At 63.0% G+C, this 19,047-nt stretch carries 2 protein-coding genes; both read right to left on the bottom strand.

Going from position 1 to position 19,047, the window contains the following annotated elements; genetic code table 11:
- Positions 1–250 precede the first annotated feature (250 nt).
- Positions 251–5,680 (bottom strand): beta-ketoacyl synthase N-terminal-like domain-containing protein, encoded by a 5,430-nt coding sequence (locus ACFFSY_RS09315; protein WP_377493090.1) that lies wholly within the window; start codon positions 5,678–5,680, stop codon positions 251–253.
- A gap of 60 nt (positions 5,681–5,740) precedes the next feature.
- Entirely contained in the window at positions 5,741–19,033 is a 13,293-nt protein-coding gene (locus ACFFSY_RS09320; RefSeq protein ID WP_377493092.1) for an SDR family NAD(P)-dependent oxidoreductase, read from the bottom strand.
- Positions 19,034–19,047: the final 14 nt, after the last annotated feature.

Below are 19,047 nucleotides of genomic sequence, written 5' to 3' on the forward strand. Positions count from 1 at the left end.
CAAAACGGAAAAGCAGCGGCAACCGAGGACCGGGAAGTCCTCGAGCTGCCGCTGCTTTTATTTATGTTATAGCTGACCAGGGCATTCCGGACATCTCAGATCCAAGCGGCCTGCTGCTTCCACACGACAGGAGCAGCCTGAGAGTTGTATCACGACGTCAATAGCAAGCGCATAAAAAAGGCCTGAGCAAGCCGCCCGAAAGGGCAGCCGACTCAGGCCTTGCTCCGTATGATGGAATTGCATGCGAAAGCTATACGCCGCGCGCTGCCGTCATGACCGGGGTTGTTTCAGCCGTCCAGTCGCGCTCACCATTGCCGAACGGATAGGTCGGCAGCGAGAGGCGATACGGCCTTCCAGCGCCGCCCCCATACATTCGGGCCCAGTCGACTTCGAGTCCCTGAACCCAGAGCGGGAGCAGCCGGGCGAATTTGCGCTTGCTCAGCCACTGCCGGATGAGCTCGCCGCAATCCTCGTCGTCCGTCGCCAACAGGCCGATCGCCTCGTTGTCTGGATTGACGCGGCCGACATAGACGCCGTCTTCGTCAGGCATGCCGGACAAGTAAGCGCCGAGCTTGACCTGAAGCTCGCGGAAAGATCCGGCTACCACCGCCAAGCGCGCTTCCATCGCATTCCTGCCCGTCTGGAGCGTGAATGCCGCGTCGTCGATCTTCTCTTCCGGAAGCTTCGAGACGGCGGCGAGCAGCTCGGCCGTCTGCTGTTTGAGCGTGAACTCGTCCTTCGCCGACAGCAAGAAAACACCCGGTTGCTCTGGTGCAATGATGCGCGCTCTTGGCTCCCGCTGTCTCGGCGTGTATTCTTCCACCACGACATGGGCGTTCACCCCGCCGCGGCCGAAAGCCGTTATACCCGCTAAGCGCGGCTGCACCTCACCGTTCTCTTCCCTGATCACCTGCACCGGTAACCCTCGGTGATCCGCCTCGAGCGCACGCGTCGCGGATTCGGTAACGGAATGGTTGCTCTCCGCGGTCTGCCGCTGCCTCAGCAATTGAAGCGCGCTCATGACGCTTGCCATCCCAGCGGCATGACCCGCCAGACTAGATAAGCCGACACTGAACGGCAGCTCCTGCCGCGCAGTCTCCCCTGCCGTTAGGCAGGCTTGACCGAACACGGCTGCCAGCTCTTCCCCCGCTTCCGGATTTGCCGGGCCGAAGTCAGCGGCGTCCAGCTCCATGTGCGTAACGGCGCCAAGCTCGACGTCGGCTTGGCCGTAGGCGGCCGCAAGCAGCCTGGACAGCGCGCTTGCGCTCGGCTCCCCGGAAGCAGAGGATCGGCCGCTATGGCCCACGGCCGATGCCCGAATCACCGCATGGATGGCATCTCCGTCGCGTTCCGCCGCGCTTAGCTTCTTAAGCAGCAGCACTCCGACGCTCTCGCCTTCATTTTCAACCTTCTCCTGCTGCTCATTACCGATTGCGCTCGGACGTCCAATACCCGTGCCTTCTATTGCCGCAGCCGCCTCTAACAGGCCGAGGGGGACAGCTGCGACAGCGGCGCCTGTGCTGACGCCGCCGACCAGCGCCGCTTCGCAGTCGCCCGACCGAATGGCCGATACCGCGCGGTTAATGGCGACGAGCGCGCTCGAACCGGCCGTATCGGTCGTCTCGCTCGGACCGTGAAGATCAAGCATCCAGCTGATTCCATTCGCTCCGGTACCCAGAGTTGCAGCCGAACCTGGAAGGATAGGGCTTGCCGAGCTTGAGCGGCCGTTAAAGCTTGCGCCGTCCACGCCAACGAAGACCGCCATTCGGCTTCCGGCCATCGAGCTAGGGGCGTACCCGGCATCCTCGATCGCTTTCCAGCCGTGCATAAGCACCAACCGGTGATGCCGCTCCATAGACGCCGCCTGCTCCGGCGATAGGCCGAATACGCGCGGATCGAATCGTGCCGGATCGGCGATATTTAGGTCGCCCGCACCCGGCAGGGACCGGTGTACATCCTCATGCTGGCTTAGCGGGAAAACGCCGCTCATGCCGACTACCGCGATCGGTTCAGACTTAGAATCCACCACGGCTACACCTTGCGCCGCATCTTGCTTCGGCTCGCGTTTCGGTACCCAATACCGCTCTCTAGCCAGCGGATAGCCAGGCAGCGGCACGCGGCAATAGCGCCCGTCACGGAACAATTCCCCGTAAGGCAGCGGGCAGCCTTCGGCGAAGAGACGCGCGAGCGTTCGAACAGGCTCCTCGCAATCTTCGCCAGCAGATGCCGCCGCGCAGCGGCTCAAGCATTCTTGGCCCAGACGGAGAACAGGTTCGTCTTGGGTGCCGGTTCGGACAGCCCTTGCGGATGCGTAGACATCCTCGCTCTGTCCCGCGGTCAACCAACGCTCAAGACGGTGCAGCAGCTCGATTGACGAACGCGCGGCACACGCCAGACGATGTCCGTAATGCTTTCTCCCCGTCAGAAGCGTAAAGCTGATGTCTGCCAAGCTCTCCGGGCGATTTCGCCGAATAAATTCGATCAGTCGCTCGACCTGCAGGCGCAGCTGGTCCGCCGTTCTCGCCGACAACGCGATGAGCCGGCTGCGGCCGTCCGCCATCGGCTGCGGCCGATAAGGCGCTTCCTCCACCACAAGGTGCGCATTCGTGCCGTTCAGACCGAAGGCGCTGAGCGCCGCGCGGCGCTTCGCTCCATTGGGCGCTTCCCATGGCGTCAGACGTGTATTCACATAGAACGGGCTTTGCCCGAAATCGATGTTCGCGTTCCCGTTCTCATAATGGAGGGTCGGCGGCATCTGGCGCTTCTGCATCGATAATAAAATCTTGATTAAGCCCGCTACGCCGGAAGCGGTCGCCGTATGGCCGATATTGGATTTCAGCGACCCAACGGCGCAAAAACCGATCGCTTGCGTGGACGAGCGGAATACTCGCGTCAATGCCTCGATCTCGATCGCATCTCCGAGCTGCGTGCCCGACCCGTGCGCCTCCACCAGTTGAATCGTAGTCGGATCGATGCCGAAGTTATCGTATACCCCGCGGACGAGCCGCTCCTGGGACTTGGCGCTCGGAGCTGTAATCCCGTTCGTCCTGCCGTCCTGATTCATGCCAGAGCCCTGTATGACGCCGTAAATATGGTCGCCGTCCGCGATTGCGTCCGCGAGCCGCTTCAACACGACGGCGCCCGCGCCTTCCCCCAGCACGAATCCGTCTGCGCGGTCGTCGAACGAGAAGCAGCGTCCGCGGGCGGACAGCAAGCCAGCTGCGTTCCCTGTCTCGTGGAAATCAGGCGAGATCCGCACTGATACGCCGCCGGCGAGCGCCATCTCCGTCTCGCCGGTCCACAAGCCTTGGCAGGCCAGATGGATCGCCACGAGCGAACTCGAGCACGCCGTATCCACGGCGATCGCCGGCCCGTGCAGATCGAGGTAATAGGCAATGCGCGACGGAATAAGCGAGGGGGACATTCCCCATAACGCTTGCGACGGCGCGCCCTCTCCGTAGAGCTGATGGTATTCGCCGTTCTGGCAGCCGACATAGACGCCGCAGCGCCGGCCTTCCATCGCTTCGCCTGCATAGCCTGCATCCTCCAACGCTTTCCACGCTTCCTCCAGGAAAATCCGCTGTTGCGGGTCCATATAATCCGCCTCATGGCTCGGAATATTGAAGAACGAGGCGTCGAACTCGTCGATCCGATCCAGGAACCCCCCTTGAATCGCGAACGGCTCACGGTTCGGGAAAGCCTGCCGAAGATCCCACCTGGTTGCTTCCTTTACCAAATCGTCGCCAGCTGCCAGATGCGCCCACAGTTGGCTCACATCCTCCGCGGTGGCGAACCGGCCGCTAAGCCCGATAACGGCGATCGGCCCCATGCCCGCTGTGCGAGGAGCAGCGCCATCTTCACTGCCGCGGCCATGCGTGCCTCCAACGGCTTGGGCCGACTGCTCGGCAGCGTACGTCCGAGTAGCTGTCTCGCGGTGCGGCACGCCTCCCTCGCTGCCGCGGCCATATGCGCCTGCGGCGGCTTGGGCCGACTGCTCGGCAGCGTACGTCCGGTTAGCTGCGGCGGCTTGGGTGGACTGTTCGGCCACAGCAATCGGATAGTCCGCCGTGGCGACCTCTCGCTCATACTGCTCGCCACGAACCGGGATGGCTGGTTCGCTCGCCTCCGCCCGTTCAGCATGCCCCGCAATCCTCGGCGGTCTAATGTCGGACCCGTATCGGTCGACGAGATGGCTGGCCAATTGCCGTACGGAGCTATGGTCGAATAGATCCGCGATCGACAGTTTGCAGCCGAGCGTCTGGTTTAGCCCCTTGACCAGCTGGATGCCGGTAATCGAATCTAAACCATAATCGGAGAAGGCGTCGTCGTCGTCGATCATGTCGCCTGTCAGCTGAAGGGACTGCTCCAGCTGGGTGCGGATCGTTGTCCGGACGTAGCCACGGACTTCGTCGGGACTGGCTTCCTCGTGCCGCCTCACGCCGGTCTGGGAAGCATGCATTGCCGTCACTGCTGCCTGCTTCGTCTCCCCGGCAGATTCCGACTGGAACGACGCGGTCGCAGCCGGCCGTTCAGGCGGTACGGATTGTTCCGCCGGGCCCGGTCTCCCGGATGGCATCGCCGCTTCCATCTTCGCGAACGCTGCCGGCTGCCGAATGATGCCGTCGCTCTCGCTCACGATAATCTGCTGCCCCTTGCTGCCGTCGGCCGCGAACAGCACGGAGCGGAAGCCCTCGTCCTCCAACGCCCGCTTCCACTCGGCTTCGTCCAAGCATGGCGAGCCCGGTATCCGCACCGCATCGTCTTCGTACAGCCACCATCCATCCAACAGTCCGAACGTCACATGGGCGAATACCGTATTGGACGTGATTTCGTTCAGCAGCAGCAGGCCGTTGCGCTTCAACGCCCCCTTGCAGTTGCGCAGCGTTCGGCGGATATTGGCGGTCGCATGCAGCACGTTCGCCGCGATGACCAGATCGTAGACGCCGCATTCCAGCCCCTGCTCCCCGTACGGAAGCTCCGCATTCAGGATTCGAACGGTCAAATAGGGGTTCTCGTTCCCGTACGCCCGCTGCGCATGCGCCAGGAACGCCTTCGACATATCCGTATAACAATATTCCCGCACGTGCTCTCGATAAGGACGCAGCCGGCGCAGCACCTCGGCGCTCGTCCCTCCCGTTCCCGCACCTATCTCGAGAATGCGAATGCCGGGCTTGGAGGAGCCGCCAGGCGCCCGCCGCTCCTCCGAGATCTCTTCCATATAAGCTTCGACCATGTCGCCCAACACGCCGTTATAGTAATCTGCGGTCCGGTTGTGCTTATAGATGCCTTCCACAAGCTCCATCGTGCCCCCGGGAAAAAGGACTTCCGTCGCTTTGACCCGTCCGGCCAAAATATCCGGCAGCGCGCGCAGCGTTCGCTCGGCAAGACGCGCCTGCGCCGCCAAGTCCGGATTCGCAAGCCAATCTCCGCTTAACCGTTCCCACTGCGCCCACAGCTCCGTCACATCCGGCAGAGCCGTCTCCGCCTCGGCATAGCCATTGCCCGACCGGACAAGGAAGCCGGCGCGCGTCAACACCTCCAGACTTTCTCGCATCCATCTTCGGTGAGGCGTCCGCAAGGCTTCCACCTGCTCCATGAGCGAGCGGGAATCACGTCCCCGCCCGAAAAAGCCGGCCGCATGAAGCTGTCCCCACAGCATTCGGTTCAACATCTGTTCCATGAGCTCCATGCATCCTTTCTTGAAAGTTCCGTAAGCCGCTGCGAATGCAAGCCCCTCGCGCTAGAGGCGATGACGCTCGCCAAGCGCGATCGCGGCTTCCCGGAAGGTTAATCGAACATCGGACGGCAGCGCGGTTAACGATTCGCCTAGCCCATCGCTCAACTGGCTTAACATCCGCGCCCAGGCGATCGGGTTGATCCCCTGCTCCGCGAGCGAAGCATCCGCGTCCATCGCCGCGCCGTCGACGTCCATGCCGGCCGCGGCCAGCTCCAGCATCGCGGCTTCCAATTGCGCGACAATGCGGCTATCCGGATACGGCGCCGCTTCCGGCTGTACCCATCCGTTCGGCAGCTGTGCTTTGCCCGCTTTGCGGCGAAGAGCCTCCATTCGCGAGACATCCGCAGCCTGGGTATGCGAAATCCGCGCGCCTCGGTCGATCAGGTCGAATTCGAAGCGCATATTGCAAGACATGAACGCGGTCTGGCAATGCGGTCCGCTCAGCAGCTCCTCCAGCGCCTGCATCCCTTCCTCCGGCGCAACGGACCCCAGTCCGGCTTGAGCCAGCCGATCGCGGTAGGCGTCCGAGGCGACGATGCCAACCGTGCCCCAATACCCCCAGTTCATGACTTTCACCCGGCATGTCCACTCGCGGCCAAGCGCGCGTGCGAACATATCTTTGAATAGGCAGCCCGCGACATAGTTGCTTTGTCCCGGCGCCCGCATGAACGAGTTGACCGAGGAGAAGAACAGGACGAAATCGAGCTTCTCCGCTCCGAATACTTGCGCCAATCGAACGCTTACGTCGATCTTGGCGGTAAGCGCGGAACGGAAGCGCTCCTCCTCCATCCGCATTAATCCTTGATCCAACATGACGATAGCGGAGTGCACGATGCCGTTGATCGCGCCGAAGCGCTCGTTGACCTTTCGGCGGACGCCCTCCAGCGCTTCGCGGTCAGCCGCGTCGGCGGCGATGTAGCACGGCGCCGGGCCGAATCTGGATAACTCCCGGATTTTGAGCCGGATCGCTTCATCCTCCGCCCTTCGCCCAACCCAGACGATCTGCGCCCGATAACGGCGAATCATATATTCGGTCCAGGCTTCGCCGATGCCGCCTGCCCCGCCGATGACGACATAGACGCCGCCTTGGCGGTAGACGCTGTCCGGCGATTGCCCAACCCCCTGTTCCCGCGGGATCAAGAGCTGCTTGTACCACTGATTTCCGCGCCGGGCATAGCACCCTTGGCTGCCTCCGAAGGCAGGCAAGCCAGTCAGATCCGGCGCCTTGTCCAGCTCGAGATCAAGCGAGACGACGCGCCAGAACGGATACTCCTTCGCCATAACCCCAGCCAAGCCGTGAATTCCCGCATGATGCGGCAATACCGGCTCGTCCGGTCGAACCTGCTGCGATTGCCAGGTCAAGAAGATCCATGCCAGCTCCTTGGTTCCGTAGCCGAGCTCCAGCATCGCCTTGACGACGCGGAAGGCGGCAAGCGTTCCCTCCTCCTGGGCTTGAATCAACCGCTCGTCGGATGCGGAACCATGCCATTCTTCAGGAGCTGCCCAGATCACGCATTCAATCGAAGCGAGTTCGGCCAGCTTATCGATCAGCTGCTCAATGGTTACGCGCGGCTCGACGTCCAGGAAGATCGTGTCCGCGTGATGCCGACATACTGCCTCTCTAAGCGAATCGTTCCCGCCAATCATAACCGTGATGCCGGGACGCTGAGCCGTGCCCGCTGGCCTCTCCTCGTCCCCCGATTCCGATACGGTCTCCCATACCGGAATTAACGTAAGATTCTCGGTGTCCAGACCCGGATCCTGAGCATCCCCCGCCGGATCCAACTCAGGTGGCGAAACCGGGTGCGACGGTGATTGCGCGGGCATGCGCTCTATCGCGTCCATTACGGCGTGAGAAGCAACCATCCGCGCCGGATTAGACGACACTTGGTCTTGCCCGCGCCAAATCGGATATCGCTGCCCGCCGAATGGATACGTCGGCAGGCTCATCCTGCGCGGACGGCCGTCTTCATAGAGCAGACTCCATTCTACGGCGAAGCCCCGCGCCCATAGCGCGGCGAGCTTGTGGACATTCCGGCTTCCGGCCATCGACCGGACGACGTCGCGGAGTGCCTCTTCGTCCTGGAGCAGCGCGAGTAGCTCTTTGTTCTGCTTCGCTTGACCCCGGTGGAGATGCTGGCGCTCCCCTGCCAAATAATCGGTAAGTCGGCTTTCCAGCTCGGTGACGCTGCCTGCCACGCAAGCCATCCGCTCCTCCATCGGCTCCCGCCCGACCTGAAGGGTGTAGGCGGCATTCCGTAAGTTCTCGTCCGTAATTTTGCCTTGCCTGATTGCTTGAAGCAGTCGTCTTGCCTGTTCTTGAAGCTGTTCTTCGCTTCTCGCGGACAAGGCAATCACGTACAGCCCATCAAGGGCCCCCGCTCCAGCGCCGCCGGTCTCATTCGCCGCATATTCGCTAATGACGACGTGAGCGTTCGAGCCGCCTGCGCCGAAGGAGGAGATGCCGGCAATGCGGAGGCCATGCCCGTTCCCGCCCGATCTGCCCTCCGCCGGCCGCTTCCACTCCGCCAGCTCGCGCTGCACGCGGAATGGCGTCGACGGGAAGTCGATGGCCGGGTTTAGCGTCTCGCTATGCAGGGATGGCGCCAGCTGGCCATGCTTCATTTGCATCAGCACCTTCGTCAGCCCGGCAATGCCGGCCGCGCTCTCCCCGTGGCCGATGTTGGTCTTCACGGATCCAATCGCGCAGTACTGCGTCTTGTCCGTATGCTGGCGGAATGCGAGGGTCAGCCCTCTCACTTCGATCGGATCGCCAAGCGCGGTTCCCGTGCCATGGGCTTCGATATAAGACACCTCGTCCGCCTTGACGCCAGCCACTTCCAGCGCGCCCTCGATCACTTTGGCGTGCGCCGTCGGATTCGGCACGGTGTAGCCGTTCGTCCGGCCGCCTGCATTGATCATGCTCCCTTTGACGACTCCATAGATATGGTCGCCGTCGGCAATCGCCCGATCGAGCGGCTTCAACAGTACGGCGCCCGCACCCTCGCCGTCGACGAACCCGTCGGCGCCATCTCCGAACGCTCTGCACGCCGGACCTTCCGACAGCATCGTAAACTCGGACAACACGATCAAATGATCCGGCTTGATGATCAAATTCACCCCGCCGGCGATCGCGCAGTCGCTCGATCCGCTGCGCAGACTATCGCAAGCCAGATGCAGCGCCGTGAGCGAAGACGAGCAGGCGGTATCGACGGCCAGGCTCGGACCTTTCAAGTCGAATGCGTAGGACACCCGATTGGCGACAGAATAATTGCGGCTTCCGCGACCGGATGCGCCGTGCGTGACGCCGACGAATACACCTACTTTGCCATTCGCGCCTATGGACGACGGGGCGTAGCCGGCATCCTCCAAGCATTCGTAAGCCACCTCAAGGAACGCCCGTTCATGCGGATCCATCTCGGCCGCTTCCGCTGGAGAGATTTGGAACAGCAGCGAATCGAACCGCTCCAGGCCGTCGATGAAGCCGGCCCATTTGGTATAGGCGACGCCCTTCTGCCCCTTGCCCGGCGCGTAATGCGCCCGCCAATCCCAACGGTTTGCGGGGACCTCGGTTATCGCGCTGCGTCCTTCTTTCAATAGCGACCAGAATTCGTCCGCGTTCCCGGCGCCGGGATACCGGCCCGCCAAGCCGATTATGGCAATGTCGCCTTGATTCGTCGCGTAAGAAGGCGCAGCGTGTGCAGCAGGTCTGGAGGTGACAGGCAGGAAGCGCTTCTTGACAGGCGATCCGCCAGCCGTCGATAGGGACGCGCCATGACCGCTAATCGACGCCAAGCCGATTGTCTCCGCCCCCGCCTTCGCTGGCGCAGCCGAAGCTGCCGGCGCTCCCGGAGTAGAGGTGAGCCCAAAGTAAGTTCGCAGCGCCTCGGCTCTCGACTGGACAAAATACTCGGTAAGCTCGTTGATCGTCCGGTGCTCGAACAGCAGCGTCTTGCCGACATGGCCGAACGCTTTTTCCAATTTGTTGCTAACTTGGACGATCAGAATCGAATCAATACCGTACCGCTCCATCGGATCGGCCGGATCGATCTTGCCGATAGGCAGGCGCACCGCTTCGGCGATCGTCTGCACGATGAAGGCGGTGCAATGCTCCCTCAGCTGCCGGTCCATGGCCGCATCGCCACGCTCGGTCGGCGGTGACGCCACCGTGTTCTGCACAGCGGACGCAGGAACCGACGCCGGCCGATGGACCGACTGCGTCTCCATTACGCCCTCGTGCCGCAGCACGCCGTCACTCTCGGACCAGATAATCTGCTGTCCGCCCCGATCGTTGGCAGCATACCCGACGTTGCGGTAGCCCTCGTCTTCGAGCGCGCGCGTCCACTGCTCGGCCGAAAGGCAAGGCGAGCCCGGAAGTCGGATATGCTCCTCCTCGTATAACCACCAGCCGTCCAGCAGGCCGAACGTAACGTGCGCGAATACCGATTTCTCCGTTAGCTCGTTCAGGATGATTAACCCGCCCGGCTTGAGCGCGCTTTTGCAATGGCGAAGCGTCCGGCGAACGTTGCGCGTCGCATGCAGGACGTTGGTGGCCAGCACGAGGTCGTACGCCCCGCAATCTAGCCCCTGTTCCTCGAAAGGCTGCTCCGCATTCAAGATCCGGTACGTCAAATACGGATTCTCCGCGCCGTATTCCCGCTCGGCGTGAATCAAGAACGCCCGGGATAAATCCGTGTAGCCATATTCCGCCACCTGCGTTCTATAACGCCGCAGCCGGCGCAGCACCTCGGCACTCGTCCCTCCCGTGCCTGCCCCTACCTCGAGAATCCGGACTGGCGGCATGCCAGCTTCGGCGCTATTCCGAACGAATGCTTCCACCACATCCGCCACGACCGCGTTATAATAATCGGCCGTCGAATTATGCTTATAGATGCCTTCGACCAGTTCCATGGACCCGCCAGGGAATAGAATCTCCGTCGGCTTGACCGCCCCGGCCAGAATGTCAGGCAGCGCCAGCAGCGCCGCCTCGGCCAGCCTTACGCGCGCCGCCAGATCCGGATCGGCCAGCCAGCGCGCCTTGCGCGTCCGCCACTGCTCCCACAGCGATGCGGCATCCGGACCACCGCCCTGCGCGATCGCGTATGCATCGCCGTAAGGAACGAGATAGCCGGCGCGCGCCAGCACCGCGAGACTTTCGCGCATCCACTTATCGTACGGCGCCCGGAGACGAACCGTTTTGTTCATCAAGTCCGCAGGCGCAAAGCCTGGTTCGATAAAGCCCGCGGCGTGCAGCTGTCCCCATAGCAGGCCGGCGAACGTCCGCTCCGTGTCTGCGAGCGTCTCCAGGCTGGCTTCGTCCCACGGTACGCTGCGCATGGGTTTGGCTTGCTGCGCGGCGTTAACGCAAGCGGCCAGCGTAACCGCAGCCTCCTGGACGTTCAATTGCAGGGAATCCGGAGCGGCTGCAGGCAGAACCGTTTCCACCGCATCCGTCCCTTCGTTGGCGCCGGCACGATCCACCGCCTTCATAAACACCAGCTCCCTCACGTAGACAAGCACACTCCCCCGCTCATCGCATAGCTTGACGTCGAACCGGTCGACCGCGCCTTCCCGAAGGCGAACATGCGCCCATTCGACGTCAGCTGTATCCGCGTACGCCTCGACCGCTGCCGCCGTGAACGGCAGGAACGGATGCGGCTCCTTGCTCAGCTTCTCGGCCAGCAGGCCGACACACGCTTGGATGGCGGTGTCCATCATGCCTGGATGGAGCGCGAAGCCCTCTTCCGTGCCGGATACCGTCTCTTGGCGCAGCGACAGCTTAGCGAGCGCTTCTTGATCGCCAATATAGAGCGTATCGATTCCGCGGAAAGTCGGGCCATACTGCAAAGCCGACGCGTCGAACAGCCGATAGCATGCCTCTCCATTCATCGTCCGGCCGCCGCTGCGGCGGATAATACCGTTCATATCTAGCGCTGCGGGGCGCAGACGTTCGTCAGGCTCCTCGGCGATCGCGACCGCCTGCGCGTGGAGGAGTTCCTCCCCCTCGTCGGACATGCTGAACATCTCGCATGCGATCCTTCCCCGTTCATCCGGCTGAAGCCGGATATGTAGATCGCGCGGTCCTCCTTCTACGTAGAATGGCCGAATCCATACTGCATCTTCGATGCGAACTGCGCGCGCCCCGGAAGCCAGCGATGCTGCCGCCCGCGCCATCTCTAAGTAGCCGACGCCCGGAAGCAGCCTCCTGCCGGCCACGCGATGGTCGCGCAGATAGAATTCGCCGCCGCCGAACGTCGAGCTGTACCGCTGCTCCGCAAAGGTGGACGTATTGCGCTGAACAAGCGGGTGAAGCGCGCCGGTTGAATTCGTGCCGCCGCTTGCACCTGCCGTCACCCCATTAGGCTGCGGATCAACCCAGCAGCGCTCCCGCGCGAACGGATACGTCGGCAGCGGGATTCGGACCGGACGGCGGTTCGCTTCGTAAAGACTAGCCCAGTCCGCTTCTATTCCGCGGACCCATGATGCGGCGAGAAGCGCCAGATCGGCCGACGCGACCGACGTCCGCTCGCTTGCCGACTGCAGCTGACCGCCTCGACGCGCGCTTCCCCGGTAGATGCCATCGACTTCAAGCTTCCCATCCAGATAAAGGGACAGCCCTCGCGCCAGCTCCGATGCGGAACCGGCCACGATTGCCAGCCGTTCTTCCATCGCTTCGCGTCCCGTCTGCAGCGTGTAGGCGACATCGGCCAACCGGTCTTGCGGCAGATCGTTCAGTGCCGCGAGCAGCTGCTCCGCCTGTTCGCGCAGACGATCCTCTTCCTTGGCCGAGAGCACGAACACACCTGGACGGTCCGGAGCAATTCGCGGTACGTCCGCATCCCTGCGGGACATCGGCACATATTCCTCCAGCACCAGATGGGCGTTCGCGCCGCCGAAGCCGAAGCTGCTGACGCCGGCACGGCGCGGAATCGGCAGCCCGTCGTCATCGGTCAACGCCTCCCATTCCTCTGTCTGGCGAACGATGTAGAACGGACTGCCATCTAGCTGGATATATGGATTAATCGTCTCGCAGTGCAGACTCTTGACCCGCTTCTTGTGCTTCATCTGCAGCAGCACTTTGACGACGCCCGCGACGCCAGCCGCGAGCTCCAGGTGCCCGACATTGCTCTTGACTGCGCCCAATCCGCATGTCGCTATCGCCACGTCCGATGCGCCATTTCGCGCGTACAGCTCGCGGAACGCCGATTTCAGTCCGTTGATCTCGATCGGGTCGCCCAATTCGGTGCCCGTTCCGTGCGTCTCGATATACGTCACCGTACGCGGATCGATGCCCGATTGCGCGTAAGCGGCGACGAGCAGGTCGGCCTGCGCCCTCGGGTTCGGCGCGGTCAGCGAGCTTGCGCGGCCGCCATGGTTGACGGCAGCACCCCGGATGACGGCGTACACATGGTCGCCATCGCGTTCCGCAGCGCTCAGCTTCTTCAGGACGAGCATCGCCGCCCCTTCGCTGCGCACGTAACCATCGGCTTTGTCAGAGAACGTCTTGCATCGCCCGTCCGGACTCAGCATCCCCGCCTTGATGAAGCTTTCGTAGTAATCCGGCGAGATCAGCGTATTCACGCCGCCAGCAAGCGCCATGTCGCAGGCACCGCCTTGGATCGCCTGAATGGCCCGGTAAATCGCTACTAGCGAGCTCGAGCAGGCAGTCTCGACCGGCTCGCTCGGGCCGTGGATGTTCAGGAAGTAGCTCAGCCGGTTGGGCCCGACGGAAGCCATCGTGCCGGATGCGTAATGGCCGTCGATCGGGTGGCCGGACTTCGCGATCAGCTCGTTATAGCCGTTGCTCATCATGCCGGCGAATACGGCCGTGTTGCCGCCCGAGAGCGTACGTGGATTGCAGCCCGCATCCTCGAGCGCCTTCCACGCCTGCATAAGAAGAAGACGCTGCTGCGGGTCCATCAGCTCTGCTTCCTTCGGCGAGATGCCGAAAAACAGCGGGTCGAACAGGTCGATGTCTTCGACGAAGCCGCCCCATCGCACTGCGCGACCGGCCGCTTCCGCCGAATCGCCGCCCGTCTTGAACCACGCTTCCCGGTTCTCCGGCAGCTCGCCAATGCAATCCTTCCCTTCCAGCAAGTTACGCCAAAACTCATGGACGTCCTTCGCCATCGGGAAGACGCCGCTCATGCCGACGATCGCAACCGGCTCCTGCTTAGTCTGACCTGATCGTGTCTCTTGCGACTCCGAAGCGCTTATGCGCGTTGCCTCGCGAAGCACGGGTCCATCGTAGTGTACGGCGTCCGTCGAGCAAGAAGGCTGCGTTAAGCACGCTTCTGTCCCGATTGGCGGAGGTCCGGCCGATGCCGACCGCGCTTCGGCCGACAGTCGACGGGCTAACGTCTCTCCGCCTTGCGCGGCCAGATAAGACGCCAACCGTCCAAGCGTCGAGTAGGTAAAGAAATCGGCCGGGGTCAGGCCAAAATCGAATGCCCCGTTCAGCTGTCTGGACAGCTGCAAGTAGAGGATGGAGTCAAAGCCGTACTCTCCGAGCTCCGTGTCGCCGTCCAGCGTGGTCAGTTCCGCATTAAGCAGCTCGGCTGTCGTCTCAAGCAATACGTCCAGCATCCGCTCTTCCGTTGGGCGTTCGGGCTCCTTCACCGGAGAAGAGGCGAACGCCGCCGCTCTCAGTTCGCCGACATGTCCGGCATGAGCGCCACCTTGACCCGTCTGAGCGTCGGCTTGACCCAACTGGGCACCAGCTTGGACTGTCTGCGCAACGGCTTGACCCGTTTGAGCACCAGCGTGACTTGTCTGGGCACCGGCTTGACCCGTCTGAGTACCACCTTGCCCGGTCACGCGAATCAGCTGCGACACCGTCTTCGGCAACCAATATCGCTCCTTGGCGAACGGATAAGCCGGCGGCCGTACGCCGCGCCAGGCGATTCCGCCGTACAGCGGAGCCAGTACCGAGCGGGCGTCGCTGCCCGCTTCATATAGATCGCGCAACCAATCCAAGCCGCTCAGGTAGACAGCCTCGTCGACGGCCGCTTCCGCCAGCCTTGCCGCGAGTCCGGCTCCTTCTTGCTCCCGCTCCGTGGTCAAGCCTTCCGAGTCTTGGGCTGCGCGCGTGGTTATCGCCCCCACATTCAAATCCCGCTCAAGCATGCCACGCAGCGCCTCCAGATCGTCCGCGACATACGCCTTCCTTGCCTGGAAATGCTCCCGGCCCATGGCAAGCGCCGCGCTGACCTGAGCTGGCGACCATCGCCCTGCTTCGCGCCGCAGCCATCCGAGAAGATCGCGTACCCGCCGCTCCAACGCTTCCGGCGTTCGGGCCGATAGCGTAAACAGATAAGCAGGTCTCGGCTGATCATGCGCCGTGGCAATCTCGAGATGCTCCCGCAGCACGACATGGGCGTTCGTGCCGCCCGACCCGAAGCTGCTGACCCCCGCATAACGAAGCTGCCGTCCGCCAGCCAATCGCCACTCCCGCGCGCGGTCCACGACATAGAACGGACTGCCGGTCAAATCGATCTCCCGATTGAGCGCGGCGAAATGCGCGTTCGCGGGCAGCGTGCGGCGGCGGATCGCCAGCACGGCCTTGAGCAAGCCGGCGATGCCCGCCGCCGCCTCCAGATGGCCGATATTCGTCTTGATCGAGCCAATGCCGCAATAAGGCGCGGCGAATGGCTCCGCTGCGCCGTCCGCGAACGCTTCGGTCAGCCCGCTCACTTCAATCGGATCGCCAAGCGGCGTTCCCGTGCCATGCGCCTCTACGTACCCGATCATCTCCGGCGCTACCCGGGCATCGCGCAGCGCGTCCTTGACCAAGGCTGCCTGCTGCGACGGGTTCGGCACCGTCAAGCCGCTCGCGTGGCCGCCGTGGTTCACGGCCGTCCCTTCGATGACGCCCAGAATCGAGTCGCCGTCCGCGAGGGCGCGGGCAAGCGGCTTCAACAGCAGCATCGCGGCGCCTTCCCCGCGCGCGTAGCCGTCCGCGGATTGATCGAACGTTCGGCAGGCTCCTGTTGGGGACAGCATGCCCGCTTTGTAATAAGACACCGTATTCGACGAATCGCACATGAGATGAACCGCGCCGACCAATGCTTGGTCGCAATCGCCTCGCCGGATCGCGTGAACCGCCTCGTGAACGGCAACGAGCGAGCTCGAGCACGCGGTATCGATCAACAAGCTCGGGCCAAGCAGGTCATAGTAGTAGGAGATGCGATTCGGGAGCATCGACATCGAGCTGCCCAGGCCGAAGCGCGCATCCACTTCCTCCGCCGAGCGGCCGAGCAGCAGATGATAGTCCGAGCCGCTCGCCCCGATGTAGACGCCCGTGCGCGTGCCAGCCAACGCGCTGGGCGGATAACCTGCATGCTCGAGGCACTCCCAACTCAGCTCCATTAGCATCCGCTGCTGCGGATCCGTCCACTCCGCCGTGCTGGCCGGCATGCGGAAGAACGCCGGATCGAACTCGTCGATCCGCTCCAGGAATCCGCCGCGGTCGATGCCCTTGTGTTCCCCCGCAGGGTCGATCGAAGACGGCCATTGCCAGCGGCCGGACATGACGGATATCGCATCGCGTCCTTCCAGCAGCAGCTCCCACAGCGACTCCAAATCCCGAATGCCGCCAGGCAACCGGCAGGCTGCGCCGACCAGCGCGATGCCGCCGGCATCCCGGGCCGCGCCGGCATCCGAAAGCGGCGCTTCTGCGTTCCCGATATCGGCAGGCTGCGCCGATTGGGCGGCCGCGCCGCCTTGACCGGAATCAATGCCCGTCCCTGTCGCCGTCTCGTACTCGCCGCTGCCACCGCCGGGAAGCGGCATCTCTGGCGCCGCCTGATCAGCTCCCGCTTCATGCTGGCGAGCTTCCGCCCCATCCTCGTTCACGGGGGCAAGCTCGCTTAGATAGTTCGCCATTTTGTCGACCGTGCCGTATTTGAAGAAGAACGTCGTGCCAAGCGCCACGCCGTATTTGGCGTTAATATGCTCGCTTAATTCCAGCAGATCAGCCGAATCGAGTCCCATGTCCATGAGCGGCGTCTTGGCGTCGTAGCCGGCGGGATCGCCCAGCATCAGCTTGATCGTCGCCTCCAGAAATCTTTGATACGGCATCGTATCCCGCGCTTTGACTTGCCGGGAAGCCCGCGAATCGACGGCCGACTGCCCGGCATTTGCCGCATGTCCGCGCTCGAACCGCCGTCTCGTCCGAAGTTCGTACCGAACCAGGACGCCGTTCCCTTCGTTCGCGGCATCCAGCGGCCGGTACCCGCTTACGATCTCAGAGACGCGCGCGCCATGCATCTCGTGGAAGCGGAGCGTGGCGTCCTTCGGCAGCCCGAGCGAATTACGCGCCGCGACGTACTGTGCGTAGGTCAGCTCGGTTTGTCTGGCATAATCCCGGCAACGGGACACCCCGGCTACTTCGCTTACCCCGCCCGTTACGCTGCACAGTTGAAGCGCGAATTCGAGCAATTGGTCGCCGATCCCCTCGTTCTGAACGCCCGGAAGCACCTGAATGCCTAGCAGTTGAACGACGCTCGTCCCCGGTTGATGCAGCGACTCTACGTCGTCGATGCGCGCGCGCAGCAGCTGGCTTGCGCTTGCGATCCGCTGGCTGTAGATCGACCCGACGATCCGCCCTTCCTTCACGACGACTAATTGCCCCATCGGATGACGGGCGATTCGACCGGCCAGCGTCGCTCTGGAGGTACGAATAGCCGGATCCCAGCACTGCCGCTCCAGCTCTTCGAGCGCGTCCAGATCCGCGGGCGATGCCGTCCGCACGATATAACCGCGCGGTTCGAAGTTGTTCAGCGTAATACGGGCATAGTCGAGCGTTTTCGGATATTTGCGCGAATATTTCTCGTGCGGGAACAAGCCGGCCGCGGCGGCAGCGAGCAGAAATTGATCCGCCTCGACGAGGAGTTGCTGCGAGAACCGGTGGAACGCGTCAAAATGAAAACTTTCGCTCTTGTCGATCTGCCCGCGCAGCGCCGCCGGCTTCAGATTATGTACTTCCAGAACCAGCAAGCCGTGCGCCGAGACGACGCTCGCCCATTTGCGCAAATGCTCGACCAGGCTTCGGAGCGCATCTCCAGCCGGCAGCTCCCGCCCGTCGGCCGCGACGAAGATCCCCTCGTCCACGCCATGCAGCCCTGCGTCGATCCCGTTATCTGCGGCCGGCGGCAAATAGATCCGGTCGTGATCGAGGAACGAACGCACGTGGAGAATTCGCTCCGGCTGGTCTACGCCGAGCGCCGCCAAGTCCGCCATCAGCTTCGCCGGGTTGCCGATGTCCCCTGTCAGCGTCAGCGGGTTCAGCCCTTTCAGCGTCTCCCGCGTCGCTTCGAGCGCTTTCTCGTTGTAGTCGATGCCGATCAGCCGCAGCGGATAGCGGTCCAGATGCTTGCCCCGCAGCGACTTGGCGCACACCATCTCGTGGAGACGGTACAGCAGCGTGCCGTCGCCGCAGCCCATGTCGGCGATATAATCCGGCTGGCTTTCGAGCGGCTCCCGGTCGAAGACCGCCAAGACGGCCGCTTCCATGTCCGCGAAATATTTCTCATGCTGAAACCCGCTTCCTGTCACGTTCAACGTCCGGTCGATATGCGACTCGTGGCCGTCCTCGCCGCGCTGGAATACCGCCTGGCAATCGCCGAAGATGACCTGGCCCATTTGTCTTAGCATCGGCTTGTAGGAGTAGAGAATCGCGGTGTTATACATGCGGTCGATCAGGAAGCGTCCGAGCTCGGTCAGCTCATCGCCATGCGCTTGGCGCTTCAGCCAGCCCTTGGCCCGAAGCAGCCCGGCGACCTCGTCTTGGACGCGGCCGGACAGTCCGTCCAGCAGTGCGCCGGGATCAGACGCGCCGCGGCTGTCCAGGTCGGCGCGGCCTTTCAGCTGCGTGATCAGCGGAACGAACAGCATCCCGTCCAACATTTCGGCCAGCAGCGGATCGTCTATCCCCCAGCCCGCCGCGGCGCGCGACGTCCAGTCCGCCAGTGAAAGCGAAGGGTCTGCGCCTTCGATGTAAGCTTGTATCGGGAAATCGAGCAGCTCGGCCATATCGCCCGGAATAAGCCGCTGCCGCGTCATATCCGCCATGCCCATGTAGCGGTCTTCTTCATCCCGCTGCGCCCAACCGAGCGATTCGAGCATGGCGAGAGCCGTTCGCAAATGGCCGGCGTTCGCGCCGAGCCGGTCCGTGAGCGTGCCGAATGGAACCGCCTGTCCGGTGCCGAGCAGCTCGAACAAGCCGTGCTTCCTGCATGCCAGTAGAACCGGAACGGCAATCAGGCCGTTCGCGTAATTGTGCAAAATGCTTAACAATCGTTTTCCCTCCC

The organism is Paenibacillus aurantiacus (assembly GCF_042431225.1).
GTDB classification, from domain to species: Bacteria; Bacillota; Bacilli; order Paenibacillales; family Paenibacillaceae; genus Paenibacillus_Z; species Paenibacillus_Z aurantiacus.

Coding starts and splice junctions, on each gene's coding strand:
- ACFFSY_RS09315 (WP_377493090.1), bottom strand. CDS start 5,680: ATGGAACAGATGTTGAACCGAATGCTGTGGGGACAGCTTCATGCGGCC.